Source organism: Bacteroidales bacterium (assembly GCA_016707785.1).
In the GTDB taxonomy this organism is placed as follows: domain Bacteria; phylum Bacteroidota; class Bacteroidia; order Bacteroidales; family UBA4417; genus UBA4417.
The window spans coordinates 1-17,097 of the sequence record JADJGZ010000045.1 but is presented as its reverse complement, the minus strand read 5'-3'; the positions used below and the strand labels follow the sequence as shown (position 1 = coordinate 17,097).

General features: G+C 45.2%; 12 protein-coding genes. All 12 read left to right on the top strand.

The genetic code is table 11. The annotated features are described in order from the left end of the window. Nucleotides 1-110: 110 nt before the first annotated feature. A complete protein-coding gene (locus tag IPH84_17495) occupies nt 111-374 on the top strand; it encodes a hypothetical protein (GenBank protein ID MBK7174972.1) in 264 nt (87 codons plus the stop codon). A 10-nt stretch (nt 375-384) separates the two neighbouring features. Continuing rightward, nucleotides 385-642 carry a hypothetical protein gene (locus IPH84_17490; protein MBK7174971.1) on the top strand — a complete coding sequence of 86 codons (258 nt, stop codon included), beginning with the start codon at nt 385-387 and terminating at the stop codon, nt 640-642. Then, the gene (locus IPH84_17485) at nt 621-2,444 is read left to right on the top strand and encodes a hypothetical protein (protein MBK7174970.1); all 1,824 of its coding nucleotides are present in this window, start codon (nt 621-623) and stop codon (nt 2,442-2,444) included. Before IPH84_17490 ends, IPH84_17485 begins: the two co-directional genes overlap by 22 nt. Continuing rightward, nucleotides 2,416-2,808 (top strand): hypothetical protein, encoded by a 393-nt coding sequence (locus IPH84_17480; GenBank protein ID MBK7174969.1) that lies wholly within the window; start codon nt 2,416-2,418, stop codon nt 2,806-2,808. The genes IPH84_17485 and IPH84_17480 overlap by 29 nt, the downstream gene beginning before the upstream one ends. Further along, a complete protein-coding gene (locus IPH84_17475) occupies nt 2,751-3,413 on the top strand; it encodes a hypothetical protein (GenBank protein MBK7174968.1) in 663 nt (220 codons plus the stop codon). The genes IPH84_17480 and IPH84_17475 overlap by 58 nt, the downstream gene beginning before the upstream one ends. Further along, nucleotides 3,385-3,738: a hypothetical protein gene (locus IPH84_17470; GenBank protein MBK7174967.1), complete on the top strand. Its 354-nt coding sequence runs from the start codon at nt 3,385-3,387 to the stop codon at nt 3,736-3,738. Before IPH84_17475 ends, IPH84_17470 begins: the two co-directional genes overlap by 29 nt. Further along, nucleotides 3,689-8,890 (top strand): gliding motility-associated C-terminal domain-containing protein, encoded by a 5,202-nt coding sequence (locus IPH84_17465; protein MBK7174966.1) that lies wholly within the window; start codon nt 3,689-3,691, stop codon nt 8,888-8,890. The genes IPH84_17470 and IPH84_17465 overlap by 50 nt, the downstream gene beginning before the upstream one ends. A 53-nt stretch (nt 8,891-8,943) precedes the next feature. Then, the gene (locus tag IPH84_17460) at nt 8,944-9,861 is read left to right on the top strand and encodes a type IX secretion system membrane protein PorP/SprF (protein ID MBK7174965.1); all 918 of its coding nucleotides are present in this window, start codon (nt 8,944-8,946) and stop codon (nt 9,859-9,861) included. 57 nt (nt 9,862-9,918) lie between these two features. Next, complete coding sequence (locus IPH84_17455; protein MBK7174964.1) at nt 9,919-12,030, top strand: OmpA family protein; 2,112 nt, start codon at nt 9,919-9,921, stop codon at nt 12,028-12,030. A 117-nt stretch (nt 12,031-12,147) separates the two neighbouring features. After that, nucleotides 12,148-12,624 carry a hypothetical protein gene (locus IPH84_17450; protein MBK7174963.1) on the top strand — a complete coding sequence of 159 codons (477 nt, stop codon included), beginning with the start codon at nt 12,148-12,150 and terminating at the stop codon, nt 12,622-12,624. A 63-nt stretch (nt 12,625-12,687) separates the two neighbouring features. Then, nucleotides 12,688-14,670 carry a TonB-dependent receptor gene (locus IPH84_17445; GenBank protein ID MBK7174962.1) on the top strand — a complete coding sequence of 661 codons (1,983 nt, stop codon included), beginning with the start codon at nt 12,688-12,690 and terminating at the stop codon, nt 14,668-14,670. Nucleotides 14,671-15,238: 568 nt separating this feature from the next. Continuing rightward, nucleotides 15,239-16,975, top strand: coding sequence for a phospho-sugar mutase (locus IPH84_17440; protein ID MBK7174961.1), 1,737 nt, complete (start codon nt 15,239-15,241; stop codon nt 16,973-16,975). Nucleotides 16,976-17,097: the final 122 nt, after the last annotated feature.

The following is a 17,097-nucleotide window of genomic DNA, read 5'->3' as shown; positions in this document are numbered from 1 at the left end:
GAGTTGATACAACCTATAACAATGCTCCTTCGCAGTTCCCGGTGGGTAGCACTTTTAGTTACCTGGACTGTGATTGATATCAAGGACTATCAGCTACTTGCACTCAAACCGTGGTTGTAATTGATGATGTTGAACCTATTGTCCTTTGCCCGCCAACAATTGAAGAGGAATGTATAACTGTGGTTCCTGCTGCCTATTCTACCTACACTGAGTTTGTGGCTGCCGGTGGATCAGCAACTGACAGTGATGGGATTGATCCGGGGAGTTTTTTCCTGGTGAGTGAAACCTCCAATAACCTGATATGCCCGGAAATTATCAGCAGAGTTTATGCCGTAGCCGATATCAATGGAAACTATAATTATTGTACCCAGTAGATCATTGTGGATGATAAAACTGGATCCTTTGCTTACTCCTCCTGCAAGCGTAACCGTTGATTGTACAGCCGTTCCCGGAATAGGGATTACAGCAACAGATAATTGTGATCCAGATGTCACATTACGTTTGAAGGTGAAACCAAACACCAGGCTCCTGTCGGATGCCTATACCCTTACCCGCCCATGGAAAGCGGTGGACAACTGTGGAAATGAAGCCACCGCCAGCCAAAATCATCACCGTTCAGGATGCGAACTGACCCGGTATTAACAATTCCGGAAGATATAACCGTTGAATGCTCTGCGATTCCTGCCCTGGGAACTGCTGTTGTTACTGCAACCGATAATTGCGATACAGAAGTCACGATTACTTTTGAAGGCGAAACCCAGACTCCCGGTGCTTGTCCGGATGCCTATACAATCACCCGCACCTGGAAAGCCGTGGACAACTGCGGAAATGAAGCTACTGCCAGCCAAATCATTACCGTTCAGGATGTGACTGACCCGGTAATGACAGTGCCAGAAGATATAACAGTTGAATGTTCTGCGATTCCTGCTTTAGGAATAGAAATCGTTACTGCTACTGATAACTGCGATACGGATGTCACGATTTCATTTGAAGGCGAAACCAGACTCGGCGCTTGTCCGGATGCCTATACCATTACCCGCACCTGGAAAGCGGTGGACAACTGTGGAAATGAAGCCACTGCCAGCCAAATCATCACCGTTCAGGATGTGACTGACCCGGTATTGACGGTTCCTGAAGATATAACCGTTGAATGTTCTGCGATTCCTGCTTTGGGAACCGCTGTTGTTACTGCCACCGATAATTGTGATACAGAGGTCACGATTACATTTGAAGGCGAAACCCAAACTCCCGGTGCTTGTCCGGATGCCTATACCCTCACCCGCACCTGGAAAGCGGTGGACAACTGTGGAAATGAAGCCACAGCCAGCCAAATCATCACTGTTCAGGATGTAACTGACCCGGTATTAACGATTCCGGAGGATATAACTGTTGAATGTTCTGCAATTCCTGCTTTGGGAACCGAAATCGTTACTGCAACCGATAATTGTGATACAGAGGTCACGATTACTTTTGAAGGCGAAACCCAAACCCCTGGTGCTTGTCCGGATGCCTATACCCTCACCCGCACATGGAAAGCAGTGGACAACTGTGGAAATGAAGCCACTGCCAGCCAAATCATTACCGTTCAGGATGTGACTGACCCGGTACTGACGGTTCCTGAAGATATAACCGTTGAATGCTCTTCGATTCCTGCCCTGGGAACCGCTGTTGTTACTGCTACCGATAACTGTGATACAGAGGTCACGATTTCATTTGAAGGTGAAACGCAGACTCCTGGTGCTTGTCCGGATGCATATACCCCTTACCCGCACCTGAAGGCTGTGGACAACTGTGGAAATGAAGCCACTGCCAGCCAAATCATTACCGTTCAGGATGTAACTGACCCGGTATTGACGGTTCCTGAAGATATAACCGTTGAATGTTCTGCGATTCCTGCTTTGGGAACTGCTGTTGTTACTGCAACCGATAATTGCGATACAGAAGTCACTATTACTTTTGAAGGAGAAACCCAAAACCCGGGTGCTTGTCCGGATGCCTATACAATCAACCGCACCTGGAAAGCGGTGGACAACTGTGGAAATGAAGCCACAGCCAGCCAAATCATCACCGTTCAGGATGTAACTGACCCGGTACTGACGATTCCTGAAGATATAACCGTTGAATGTTCTGCGATTCCTGCCCTGGGAACCGCTGTTGTTACTGCAACCGATAATTGTGATACAGAAGTCACGATTACATTTGAAGGCGAAACCCAGACTCCCGGTGCTTGTCCGGATGCATACACCCTCACCCGCACCTGGAAAGCCGTGGACAACTGCGGAAATGAAGCCACAGCCAGCCAAATCATTACCGTTCAGGATGTAACTAGTCCGGTATTGACTGTCCCTGAAGATATTACCGTTGAATGCTCTGCGATTCCTGCTTTTGGAACCGAAATTGCTGCTACCGATAATTGTGATACGGAAGTCACGATTACATTTTGAAGGCGAAACCCAAACTCCTGGTGCTTGTCCGGATGCCTATACCATCACCCGCACCTGGAAAGCAGTGGATAACTGTGGAAATGAAGCTACTGCAAGCCAAATCATTACTGTCCAGGATGTAACTGACCCGGCATTGACGGTCCTGAAGATATTACCGTTGAATGCTCTGCGATTCCTGCTCTGGGAACCGCTGTTGTTACTGCCACTGATAACTGTGATACAGAAGTCACGATTACATTTGAAGGAGAAACCCAAACTCCTGGTGCTTGTCCGGATGCCTATACCCTCACCCGCACCTGGAAAGCAGTGGACAACTGTGGAAATGAAGCTACAGCCAGCCAAATCATTACTGTTCAGGATGTAACAGACCCGGTATTAACAATTCCGGAGGATATAACCGTTGAATGTTCTGCAATTCCTGCTCTGGGAACTGCTGTTGTTACTGCTACCGATAATTGCGATACAGAAGTCACGATTACATTTGAAGGTGAAACCCAGACTCCTGGTGCTTGTCCGGATGCATATATTATCACCCGCACCTGGAAAGCGGTGGACAACTGTGGAAATGAAGCCACAGCCAGCCAAATCATCACCGTTCAGGATGTAACTGACCCGGTACTAACGATTCCAGAAGATATAACCGTTGAATGTTCTGCGATTCCTGCTTTGGGAACTGCTATTGTTACTGCAACCGATAATTGTGATACGGAAGTCACGATTACTTTTGAAGGCGAAACCCAAACTCCTGGTGCTTGTCCGGATGCCTATACCCTCACCCGCACCTGGAAAGCGGTGGACAACTGCGGAAATGAAGCCACAGCCAGCCAAATCATTACCGTTCAGGATGTGACTGACCCGGTACTGACTATTCCTGAAGATATTACCGTTGAATGTCTGCGATTCCTGCTTTGGGAACCGCTGTTGTTACAGCAACCGATAATTGCGATACAGAGTCACGATTACTTTTGAAGGTGAAACCCAAACTCCCGGTGCTTGTCCGGATGCCTATACGATCACCCGCACCTGGAAAGCCTTGGACAATTGTGGAAATGAAGCTACAGCCAGCCAAATCATCACCGTTCAGGATGTGACTGACCCGGTATTGACAGTTCCGGAAAATATAACGGTTGAATGCTCTGCGATTCCTGCTTTAGGAATAGAAATCGTTACTGCTACTGATAACTGCGATACGGATGTCACGATTTCATTTGAAGGCGAAACCCAGACTCCCGGTGCTTGTCCGGATGCCTATACCTTACCCGCACCTGAAAGCGGTGGACAACTGCGGAAATGAAGCTACAGCCAGTCAAATCATCACCGTTCAGGATGTAACTGACCCGGTATTGACGGTTCCGGAAGATATAACCGTTGAATGTTCTGCGATTCCTGCTTTGGGAACCGCTGTCGTTACTGCAACCGATAACTGTGATACGGAGGTCACGATTACTTTTGAAGGCGAAACCCAAACTCCCGGTGCTTGTCCGGATGCCTATACAATCACCCGCACCTGGAAAGCGGTGGACAACTGTGGAAATGAAGCCACAGCCAGCCAAATCATCACCGTTCAGGATGTAACTGACCCGGTACTGACGGTTCCTGAAGATATTACCGTTGAATGCTCTGCGATTCCTGCTTTGGGAACTGCTGTTGTTACTGCAACCGATAATTGCGATACAGAGGTCACGATTACATTTGAAGGCGAAACCCAAACTCCTGGTGCTTGTCCGGATGCCTATACCCTCACCCGCACCTGGAAAGCAGTGGACAACTGTGGAAATGAAGCTACAGCCAGCCAAATCATTACCGTTCAGGATGTAACTGACCCGGTATTGACAGTTCCGGAGGATATTACCGTTGAATGCTCTGCGATTCCTGTTATGGGAACCGCTGTTGTCACAGCCACCGATAATTGTGATACGGAGGTCACGATTACTTTTGAAGGAGAAACCCAGACTCCCGGTGCTTGTCCGGATGCCTATACCCTTACCCGCACCTGGAAAGCGGTGGACAACTGCGGAAATGAAGCCACTGCCAGCCAAATCATTACCGTTCAGGATGTAACTGACCCGGTATTAACAGTTCCGGAAGATATTACCGTTGAATGTTCTGCGATTCCTGCCCTGGGAACCGAAATCGTCACAGCCACAGATAATTGTGATACAGAGGTCACGATTACATTTGAAGGCGAAACCCAAACTCCTGGTGCTTGTCCGGATGCCTATACCCTCACCCGCACATGGAAAGCCGTGGACAACTGCGGAAATGAAGCCACAGCCAGCCAGATCATTACTGTTCAGGATGTAACAGACCCGGTATTAACGGTTCCTGAAGATTTAACCGTTGAATGCTCTTCGATTCCTGCCCTGGGAACCGAAATCGTTACAGCCACCGATAATTGTGATACAGAGGTCACGATTACATTTGAAGGCGAAACCCAGACTCCTGGTGCTTGTCCGGATGCCTATACCATCACCCGCACCTGGAAAGCAGTGGACAACTGTGGAAATGAAGCTACAGCCAGCCAAATCATCACCGTTCAGGATGTGACTGACCCGGTATTAACGGTTCCAGAAGATATTACCGTTGAATGCTCTGCGATTCCTGCTTTTGGAACAGAAATCGCTACTGCTACAGATAACTGTGATACAGAGGTCACGATTACTTTTGAAGGCGAAACCCAGACTCCCGGTGCTTGTCCGGATGCCTATACCCTCACCCGCACCTGGAAAGCCTTGGATAACTGCGGAAATGAAGCCACAGCCAGCCAAATCATCACTGTTCAGGATGTAACAGACCCGGTATTGACAGTTCCTCAAGATATTACAATCGAATGTTCGGCTGTTCCTGAACCAGGAGTTGCGACTGCTACCGACAATTGCGACATTGATGTTACTGTAACCTATGAAGGTGAAACCCAGGTTCCAGGAGCATGTCCGGGGGCTTATATCATTACCCGCACCTGGAAAGCAGTGGATAATTGCGGAAATGAAGCCATTGCCAGCCAAATTATTACGGTTCAGGATGTTACAAGCCCTGTTATCATACAACCTGCTACTGATTTAACGGTTGAATGTGATGGCTCCGGAAATAGTACAAGTCTTGCCAATTGGCTTTCATCTTTTGGAGGGGCTACTGCTTCAGATAATTGTGGTGTGATCACCTGGGCCAACGATTTTACTTCTCTAAGTGATCTATGTGGAAACACTGGTTCTGCGACAGTTACATTTACAGCAACAGATGAATGCGGAAATTCATCTAACACTTCTGCCAGCTTTAACATTGTTGATTTAACCGCTCCTGAAATTAATTGTCCAACCGATATTATAGCAAATAATGATCCCGGATTGTGCAGTGCTGACATCGTTGTTCCTGTCCCTACCTACTTTGAAAGTTGCGGAAATGTCACTCTGCTGAATAGTTTTAATGGAACTGCAAATGCATCCGGTGTTTATCCAGTTGGAGTTACCCAGGTTACCTGGACTGTCACCGATGAATGCGGAAATACAGATACCTGCTCCATGATTATCACTGTAGTGGATAGTGAGTTGCCCTCAATAAGTTGTCCTGCTGATATTACTTTATGCGTTAATGAACCTGTTCTTCTTGGTGATCCTGTCATAACCGATAATTGTGAGATTGCAAGTATTTCCAATAATGCTCCTTCCACTTTCCCGGCAGGTATAACTATAGTTACCTGGACAGTCATTGATATTCATGGCAACATCAACAGCTGTGAGCAATCTGTCACTATTCATTCCGGAGTAACTGCATCAGCCGGTCCGGATGAAGTAATTTGTGAAGGCAGCTCAGGATTTACAGTTACAGGAGCTTCGGCAAATAATTATTCAGGATTACTCTGGACCACCACTGGAGCAGGGAACCTGTTAAATCCAAATACCCTTACTCCTACTTATGTTCCGCAGGCTGGTGAGACCGGTAATATTTACCTTAATCTCATTGCCTATGGAAATCCTCCATGTGGTGATATTACCGACCAGATGTTACTGAGCATTATTCCTGGACCGGTTGTAAATGCAGGACCGGATGATTCAATTTGTGAAGGAAGCAGTTACCTTGTAAGTAATTCATCTGCCGGATATTTCAATACACTAATATGGACAAGCAACGGCTCTGGCACCTTTAATGATCCTTCCCTGCTTCATCCTTTATATACGCCGGGCACCGGGGACATCAATAATGGTTCAGTAATCCTGACACTCACAGTGTATGGATCTGATCCTTGCCCCAGCATCAGTGATGCAATGACTTTGTTTATTATGAAGGCGCCTGAAGCAGATGCAGGTCCGGATGCTGCAATTTGCCAGGGTTCCGCATTTAACATTGAAGCTACAGCAAGTAATTATGTATCTGTTAACTGGACCCATACTGGTACCGGATCCCTTTCGGGTGGAAGTACCTTAACTCCCACTTATACACCCGGTATAAATGAAACAGGACAGGTGAATTTTTATCTCACTGCAACTGGGAACAGTCCATGTACAGATGCAACAGATACCATAATCCTTACTATTCATGGAACACCTGTTGTTTCAGCCGGAGATGATGCTGTTTCCTGTGATCAAAGTCCTTATTATCTAGGTACATCGCAAGCAGAATACTATTCAGGACTCTTATGGAGCAGCAATGGTACAGGGAGTTTCAATGACCCATCACTGTTGCATCCTACCTATATTCCTTCCGGTTCAGATGTTACCCTTGGTTTTGTCATCCTTACCCTTGAAGCAACGGGTTTTGCACCCTGTGGGACAGCTTCTGATTCCATGGTTCTGAGCCTCTCACCTTTGGTTATGGTTGAAGCAGGTGAAGATACTATCACTTGCAGTAACCAGTCAATCACCCTTTTATCTGCAGTTACGCAGGGCAGTTCTACTGTTTCATGGAGCCATAATGGAGCTGGAATCCTTGAAAATGAGTTTACCCTTAGTCCCACCTATATTCCGGACCCGGAAGAATCCGGATTCATCACTTTAACCATTACTGCAACAGGATCGGTACCTTGTGCATCCGCAACCGACAGCCTGGTCCTTGAGATTATTCCTGCACCTGAAGCAAATGCAGGACCTGACCTTTCAGGATGTGATGGACAAGCTGTAAGTATTAGCTTAGCTACTGCATCAGACTATAATTCACTCCTTTGGACCAGTAGTGGGACAGGAGTATTTAGTGAAACCGGGCAATTGCAAACCATTTATTCACCAAGTCCTGAAGATCAGGCAGCCGGATCCGTCACTCTGACCTTAACAGCTAGTGGAGTGAATCCCTGCGGTATAAGCAGTGATCAGCTCATCCTTACCATTGAACAAGGTCCGCGAGTGGATGCAGGCCCGGATATAATCTTATGCAATAGTGATCCTTTCGTAATCCAGGGGGCAACTGCCAGCAATTACAGTAGTCTGAGCTGGAGTCATGATGGTGAGGGTATCCTTATCAATGAAAACACGCTTAGTCCTGGTTACACACCTTCTGCCGGAGAAACAGGCACGATAACCTTTACACTCACAGTCCAGGGAAATCAATTATGTGGAAGCATTGTGGCATCCGACCAGGTAAGTATAACGCTAAGTAATCCTATCCTGGTTAATGCAGGACCGGATCAGCAGATTCCTTCAGGATCCACTACTAACCTCTCGGGTACGGCATCCGGTGGTTCAGGATTCCTGGCTTATAACTGGGAGCCTGCCAGTCTTTTGACCACCCCCAATGATCTGAATTCAGCCACTCTGACTCTCAATGCTAATACCCAATTTGTCCTCACCGTTATGGACCTGAGTACTGGGTGCTCTGATATGGATACGTTGAATATAATGATGGGAGCTGCTAATCTGCCACCGATAGCAAATCCTGATCAGGACACAGCTTCTGTAACCATCCCTGCAATTATTCCTGTACTTATCAACGACAGTGATCCAGATGGTTTCATTACAGGTATAACTATCATTACTCCACCAAATTTTGGCAATGTTATCATCAATGAAGACAATACTCTTACCTACACTCCTGTAGCAGGATATGAAGGATTTGACACATTGGTTTACCAGATTTGCGACAATGGGATGCCAGTGCTTTGCGATACTGCCCTGGTTGTGATCCGGGTTTTCGGGGAACGTCCCTTTGATGATATTGTAATCTATAACTACCTCACTCCCAATGGTGACTACCATAACGATGACTGGATTATAGATAATATTCAATTCTGGCCGGAAAACGAGGTATTGATCTTCAACCGCTGGGGTGACAGAATTCGGTCGTTTGCGCATTATGACAACACCACTACAGTATGGAACGGCACCAATGAACAGGGAGACCCTGTACCTGATGGCACCTATTTCTACATTGTAAAGGTAAAACATATGGATCCCTTATCCGGGACTATGACAGAAGATGCAAAGAGCGGATATGTCCTGGTGAAAGCAAACAGGAAATAATAGCATGAGTAACCAGATCGTATTCTAAACAAGAAAAATGAAAATATAAGGCGATGAAAAAGATACTTCCATTAGTGCTAATGCTAATAACTGGAACCCTGCAGGCACAGCAAGATCCCTTATTCAGTCAGTATATGTTCAATAAGCTGGCTGTGAATCCCGCGTATGCCGGCAGCCGGGATGCTCTTACTGTGGATGCCATTTACCGGTATCAATGGGTGAGCATGTCAGGAGGACCTCAAACCTTCAGTGCATCAGTACATGCCCCATTGGTCAATCCTCATATTGGCCTGGGATTCAATATGTATAATGATGTGATTGGGGCTACAGTCAACCAGGGAGCGCTGGCTACTTTTGCTTATCGCCTCATTTTTCCCGAATCAAAACTGTCCTTTGGAGTGCAAGCCGGAGTAAAATATTCGGATATCCTATGGTCAAGGATCAATCCTTATGATACTGAGGATCCTCTCTACAGGGCAGAAATGAGGAACAAAGCTGTTGCAGATGCCAATTTCGGCATTTATTATTATAGCAGCAGGTACTACCTTGGACTTTCTTCAAAGCAATTGTTACAAAACCAAATGGGGATCGTGACCATTAATGGGAAAGACCAGTTTACCAAGCTGTTGCGTCATTTCTACGGGATGGCCGGGGCAGCACTCCCTATTTCCGATGAGATTGTTTTCAGGCCATCCATCCTGGCAAAATTTGTTCAGAATGCACCCCCTCAGATCGACCTGAACCTCAGTCTTTTATTTGCCGAAAAAATCTGGATTGGCGCTTCATATCGTTCTGAAAAAGCCGTTTCATTCATGACCGAATTCAACGTTTCGCGCAAAATGAGGATTGGATATGCCTATGATATCTGGTTCAATGAGTTACAAGCCTATAATAAAGGTTCTCATGAAATCAGGCTGGGGTTTGATTTCGATTTATTCCGTTCCAGGATGATGACTCCACGCTATTTCTAAATAAAAGTCAGGTTACAATTCAAATATTTCAAGGCCCCTCTTATAATCAACAGTACCATGAAAATCAGACATTTACTCATATTAGGAATATTGATTCTCTCTTTCACAGGAAATTCTCAGCATCTGATTAGAAAAGCCCAGAAAAGAATGGACCTCTTTGAGTACTCAAGAGCCATTGAAATTCTGCAAAAAGCCATCGATAAACCCTCCTGTCATGCTGCTGCAATCCCTATGCTTGCTGAATGCTACCGGATGCAACATGATGTTGAAGCCAGCAGGAGTTGGTATGAACAAGCCGTGACCTTGCCTAACCCACAACCGGAATGGTTTCTTTACTATGCCAAGTCATTGCAGGCTTCCGGAGATTATAACAGGGCTGCTGAAATTTTCAAAAAGTATTCAGAAGTAAATCCATCCGACAGTAAAACAGCCAATTACATAAAGCAATGTGAACTTCTGCAGGGTGAGTGGAAGAACAAACCTCCTAAATTTGAAGTCAGGACACTGAATGGTATCAATTCCAAAGAGAGTGATTTCGGGCCTGCTCTCTATTCCAATGGATTTACATTTACCTCCGACAGGGGTTTCATTGATATAGATGATGATACCTATGGTTGGACCGGAAGAAAATATCTCAACATCTATTATGCGAAGCCTAAAGTTAATGGTGAATTTTTTGGTGATTACAGGGATCCTTATCCCATGCAAGGCAGCTTCAACCAATCCTTCCATGATGGTCCGGTGAATTTTGCCGGTGATTCCCTGGCAATGTTCACCCGCTCATTCCGCGACAAGAATGCCAGGAAAACAGGAAAGATTAAAACAGATTTCCTGAAAATCTATTCTTCGAAACGAATCAGGGGTGACTGGCAAAAAATGGAACCTTTCTTCATGAATAGTTATGATTATTCAGTAGGGCATCCTGCTCTCAGCAGCGATGGGGCTTTGCTTTATTTTGTTTCAGATATGCCAGGAGGATTTGGAGGTGCCGATATCTGGAAATGCAACCGCACTCCTTCCGGATGGAGCAATCCTGTAAACCTGGGTGCAGCTGTCAATACTTCCGGAGATGAAATGTTCCCTTCTCTCAAAAGTGATGGAACCCTGTTTTTTGCCAGCGATGGACTCCCAGGGTATGGTGGGCTCGATATCTTCAGCACAAGAGAAACGGCCCAGGGATATCTCACCCCTGAGAATATTATGGCTCCCATTAATTCTTCATTTGATGATTTCTCAATCATTTGGATACCCGGAACCACTTACGGTATGTTTGCATCCAATCGTCCGGGCGGACAAGGACTGGATGATATCTATGCTTTCAAAAAGCTGAAAGGTATTGCCATTGAAGAAGAAATCGTAGAAGAAGAACAAAAAGCAGTCGAAACAGAGAAAGAAACCATCGCTGAAGAAATCCAGAAGCAAACTGTTACAATTTGGGGACATGTGAAAGAAAAGGAAACAGGTTTGGCTGTGGAAAATGCAGTTGTATTTATTCTCAACGAATTAAATGATAGCGTAATCATTGTCAGAACAGATGCTCAAGGCATTTACAAGGCTATTTTGCCTGTCCCTGCCCCGCTCATTGTAAAAGCCACTGAACAAGGCTCTATTCCTGATTGCCTTGCCTGGAAAGCCGATGTAATGTTGGCAGGACAAGACAACCTGGCCCCCCGGGATCTGTTGCTATCCAAATTGCAGTTGAATAAGGTATTTGCCCTGGAAAACATTTACTATGATTTCGATAAATCCGATATCCGTCCCGATGCCGAACCAGCACTCGATAAGCTGGTAAGCATCATGAAAGACAACCCCATCACTATTGAGTTGGCCTCACATACTGATTGCAGGGGATCATTTGCCTACAATGACAAGCTTTCCCTTCGAAGGGCACAATCTGCTGTTAATTACCTGAAATCTAATGGCATTGGAATAGATAGAATTCAAAGTAAAGGGTACGGAGAATATCAACTTACAAATCGTTGCTCTGATGGAGTAAAATGCAGTGAAGACGAACACCAGGCCAACCGGAGAACCGAATTCAAAGTCATTGAGATGCAAAGCCCTAAAAGCATGCCCATGGATTCTTTCAATCCTGATAAATACTCACCGGGAACCAAAATTATAAGAGAAGCACTTCCTGCTGACTTCTTCATGCAATGTAGTCACTGAGGCTTTTGCTACACAAACAGAAAGGGTTGAAATGTTGTTTTTTTTGCTGGAATGCATGAAATATGCATTGTTTTCCTACTTTTACTCTAGTGTTCAACTATTTCAATTGATCAGGCCATGACAGAGACTAGCTTTACCGAAAACAACCTTACCCAGGAAGGACATCCTCAACTAACCCCTGCATCAGTGGCTTACCTGGCGATCGCAGCAAAATGGGGTAAATTCCTTGCAATACTCGGCTTTATAAGTATTGGATTCGTAGTGCTGGCGGGCTTATCACTGGGATTGATTTATAATGTGATGGGAGATAAAATGGATGGAATGGGAGGAATTGTGACTGCATCAACCTCAGGTTTCGTTGCTGTTATCTATGTCATTTTCGGTGTAATCACCTTTATACCTCTATACTTCCTCAATAGCTTTTCAAACAATATCACAAAGGCTATCCGTAATAATAACACTACTACAATGACAACTGCCTTGAAAAGGCTGAAAAGTCTTTTCGTTTTTATTGGGATCTATACAGTAGCGATGATAGCAATGTATATTATTGTTATTTTGGTTTTTGCAAGCAGGGCAATGCTGGCATTATAACGAATCACCAATCAGGAAAGCAATTATCTTTGCAGGCTTTTAACCAAGCCACTTTTCTATTTAATGAAATATAATCAACTGAACATCAGGAATATAATCCTGCTTTTTCTCATTTCCATTACACTCTTCCCCATACTCTCCTTTGCACAACAGGCAGATACCTTACTCCCGGCAAAAGAACTGGAACCATTGGTCATTACTGCAGAAAAGACTGCTGTCACCTATTCACGCCTGATGCGGGTTGTGCAGGTGATCAGTAAGGAAGATATCAGTAATCTTCCGGTGCAGAGTATCGAAAATGTGCTGGAATATGCGCTGAATACTGATATCCGTAGTCGGGGAACTTTCGGGATACAGGCTGATATCAGTATTCGGGGAGGCTCGTTTGATCAGACAATGATATTGCTTAATGGAGTAAATATCACTGATCCTCAGACAGGGCATCATAACCTGGATCTACCGCTGGATATTTCAGCCATTGAAAGGATTGAAATTCTTCAGGGAGCCGGTGCCAGGATCTTTGGCCCCAATGCATTCAATGGCGTAATCAATATTATCACCTCTGTTGAGAATTGCCCCCAGGCAGCCATTGCGGGAATGGCAGGTGAACATGGATTATACAAGGTCAATGGAACTTTAGGCCTAAAAATCTTGCAGAGTTCTCATCAGTTCGCTTTAGGGAAATCAGCCTCAAATGGGTTCATTTCCAACACTGATTTTGAGCAGTTTAATTTCTTTTATCACAATAAAATCAAAACCGGGAAATCCACAATCGAAATGCAATCAGGGTTTTCCTCAAAGGATTTTGGTGCCAATAGTTTCTATACTCCTAAGTATCCACTGCAATATGAGGCCACTCGTACACTGTTTGCCTCACTCAGGATCAATACCCAAAAGCCGGGATTCTCACCTGTGGTCTACTGGAGGAGGCATTTTGACCGATTTGAGCTATTCAGAAGTGATCCACCTTCCTGGTATACATCACATAATTACCACAGAACAGACGTGCTTGGTTCCAATGCCAGCTATACCTTCATCCAGGGCAAGTATGGCAAAACAACGGCAGGCTATGATATCAGGTATGAGAAGATCGTTTCCAATAAACTGGGAGATTCCCTCTCCGTTCCCATTTCCATTCCTTCTGAAGCATCCGCCAAATACTATTTGGGAAAGGAAAGAGTACATGCTGCACTTTTTGGTGAGCAATCAGTATATGTTGGGAATTTCAGTGTATCTGCCGGATTTTTAGTCAATTACCAGGCTGAAATCAAAGGCCGTTTTTCAATCTATCCCGGATTGGATGCCGGTTACCAACTTAATGAGCTGTTCAGGATTTATGCTTCGGCAAACCGCACACTCCGGCTGCCTACCTTTACCGATCTTTATTATAATGATGCTGTAAGTATTGGCAACCCGGATTTGAAACCGGAAGAAGCTATCAGCATCGAAAGTGGGGTCAAATTCCTGAAGAATGGGATGTCGGGGCACCTGGCTGTCTTTAAGCGCTATGGCAGCAATATGATCGATTGGGTAAAACCAACTGCTGAAGAGAAATGGCATGCTGAAAATCTCACAGATGTCGACCTGACAGGAGCAGAAATCTCCTTCCATTCCGATTTCAACCGTCACTTTAAGAGAGATTGCTTTATTTCCTCTGTATCTGCAGGTTATTCCATGATTACTGCCAATAAATCGAGTGACAATTTTCTCTCAAAATATGTTCTGGATATTCTAAAGCATAAAGCAGATTTCCAGTTGAGCCACCGGATTATAAAAAACGTTTCAGCCCATTGGAGCCTCTCCTACCAGGATCGAGCCGGGGGATATATCAAATATGTAAATGGAGTTGCAGAAACAACAGAATCCGCTTACCAACCTTTCTTTCTTCTCGATTCAAGGATTTCCTGGACATACAAGGGATGGGTTCTCTATGTTGAAGGCTCAAACCTATTGGATGTAAATACCATCGACTTCGGGAATGTCCCTCAACCCGGGCGATGGATTCGCGGGGGATTTCGCTTCTCTCCAAAGATTAATAAGTGCTGAGTGCTGGGTGCCGGGTGCTGAGAAACGTTGCAAAGATTTGATAAATTGCAAGTTTGATGATATATCAAGTTAGAAATGATTGTTACTCATAGGAAGACAACTCCCCCTATTTATTGGGGATTGGGGGGGGAACCACATAAATATCGACTATTTCCCGGAGGGAAATATTTGGCTCGATAATTCAGAAATTTTGAACTTAGGTATTATTGCTTTGCAGAAAATAATAGACCACGAATTACACGAATAACTGCACGAATTAACACGAATTCAATTAATTGACGATTATTTCACAAATGAACTTGAACATTATTCGTGAAGATTCGTGTTAGTATTCGTGTTATTCGTGTTCCATTAGTTGAACCCTCAATGCACTCAGGCACATGGGAGCCCAAGGCCCCCCTTTCGGGGCATCTCCTAATCTCCCATTCTCCCATCTCCCACTCCCCATCCCCCTCTCCCCCCCCCCATCTCCCCATCTCCCCAACTCCTTTCTCAAAAAACTCCTCTCCCCTTTCACAATTGATTTCAATCTTCCTATATTTGTAACGTACAGTAACAATATCCAATTATGAGCATTGACCCGAAAATTCTTGAACGCGCCGAGAAATGGCTGCATGGAAATATAGACGAGGAAAGCAAAAATGCAATCCGTCACATGATTGATAATGACCCTAATGAACTGGCAGAGAGTTTCTATTGCGACCTGGAATTCGGTACCGGCGGACTCAGGGGTATCATGGGTGTGGGAACCAACCGTATGAACAAATACACCGTCGGAATGGCTACCCAGGGACTGGCCAATTACCTGAAACAAGTCTATACCAGCGGAGAAGAAATCCGTGTGGCCATTGCCCACGACTGCCGCAACAATAGCAGCTATTTTGCACGCATTGCTTCGGAAGTGCTCTCAGCGAATGGCATCCTCGTTTTCCTTTTCGAGGAACTGCGCCCTACCCCTGAATTATCCTTTGCTGTCAGGTACCTGCATTGCCATAGCGGGATCGTAATAACCGCCTCCCATAATCCAAAGGAATACAACGGTTATAAAGTTTATTGGAACGATGGAGCACAACTGGTGCCCCCTCACGATAAAAATGTTATTACTGAAGCTCAGAAAATCTCCTCTTTTGAACAGGTGAACTTTAATGGCGATAATCTGAAAATCAATATTATAGGTGAACTTATAGATACGGCTTACCTGGAAACCATGGCAAAATATACCCTGGCTCCTGAAGTAATAGCCCGTCACCGCGACCTGAAAATCGTTTTCACACCAATTCACGGTACAGGTATAACCCTGGTTCCTAAAGGATTGAAGCAATTTGGTTTCGATAATGTGCATATTGTTGAAGCTCAAGCCACTCCAAACGGGGACTTCCCAACCGTGAAATCACCGAACCCGGAAGAAACGGCTGCTATGGAAATGGCTCTTGCGATGGCCAAAGAAATCCAGGCCGACCTGATCCTTGCCACCGACCCTGATGCAGACCGCATTGGAGTAGGTGTAAAAGACCTCGATGGAAATTATATACTTCTCAACGGGAACCAAACTGCCGCCCTGCTCACCTACTACCTCATCAAACAATGGGAAGCCAAAGGCAAGCTAACAGGCAATGAATTTATCGTGAAGACCATTGTAACATCGGAGCTTATCAGTGATATTGCAAAGAAAGCAGGTGTTGAATATTTTGATGTACTCACCGGTTTCAAGTGGATTGCTGAAGTGATCCGCAACCTGGAAGGCAAGAAGACCTTTATCGGTGGTGGTGAAGAGAGCTACGGCTATATGGTTGGTGATTTTGTCAGGGATAAGGATGCTGTGGTATCCTCCTGCATTTTTGCCGAATGTGCTGCCTGGGCTGCTGACAAAGGAATTACCCTTTACCGCATGCTCATTGATATGTACCTCGAATACGGACTTTTCAAGGAAAAGCTGGTAAATGTGGTGCGTAAAGGCATGAGCGGACAGGCTGAGATCAAAGCCATGATGGACAATTACCGCTCCAATCCTCCCAAAGAGATTGCCGGCATGAAGGTCGCTATGATCAAGGATTATTTATTACAGAAATCGCAGCAGCTCGATACCGGTGCCGAAACACCCATCAGTCTGCCAAAGAGCGATGTTTTACAGTTCTTCCTGGAAGACGGCAGTAAGATTTCTGTCCGCCCCAGTGGAACCGAACCCAAGATTAAGTTTTATTTCAGTATAAAGGCCCGACTGGCCAGGTTTGAAGATTTTAAAGCTGAAGACGCCAAACTGGAAAAGAAGGTAGAAGCGATTATTGAAGCCTTAGGATTGAAATAAGCTGGATTAAGCTTTCACTTTACAACACTCACCTGCTACCCAACAGGCTCATAGCGCCTATACAACCCTTACCGGAAATATACTCAATCGTAATGAATTTGCAAAGCAATATTCTTATAGAC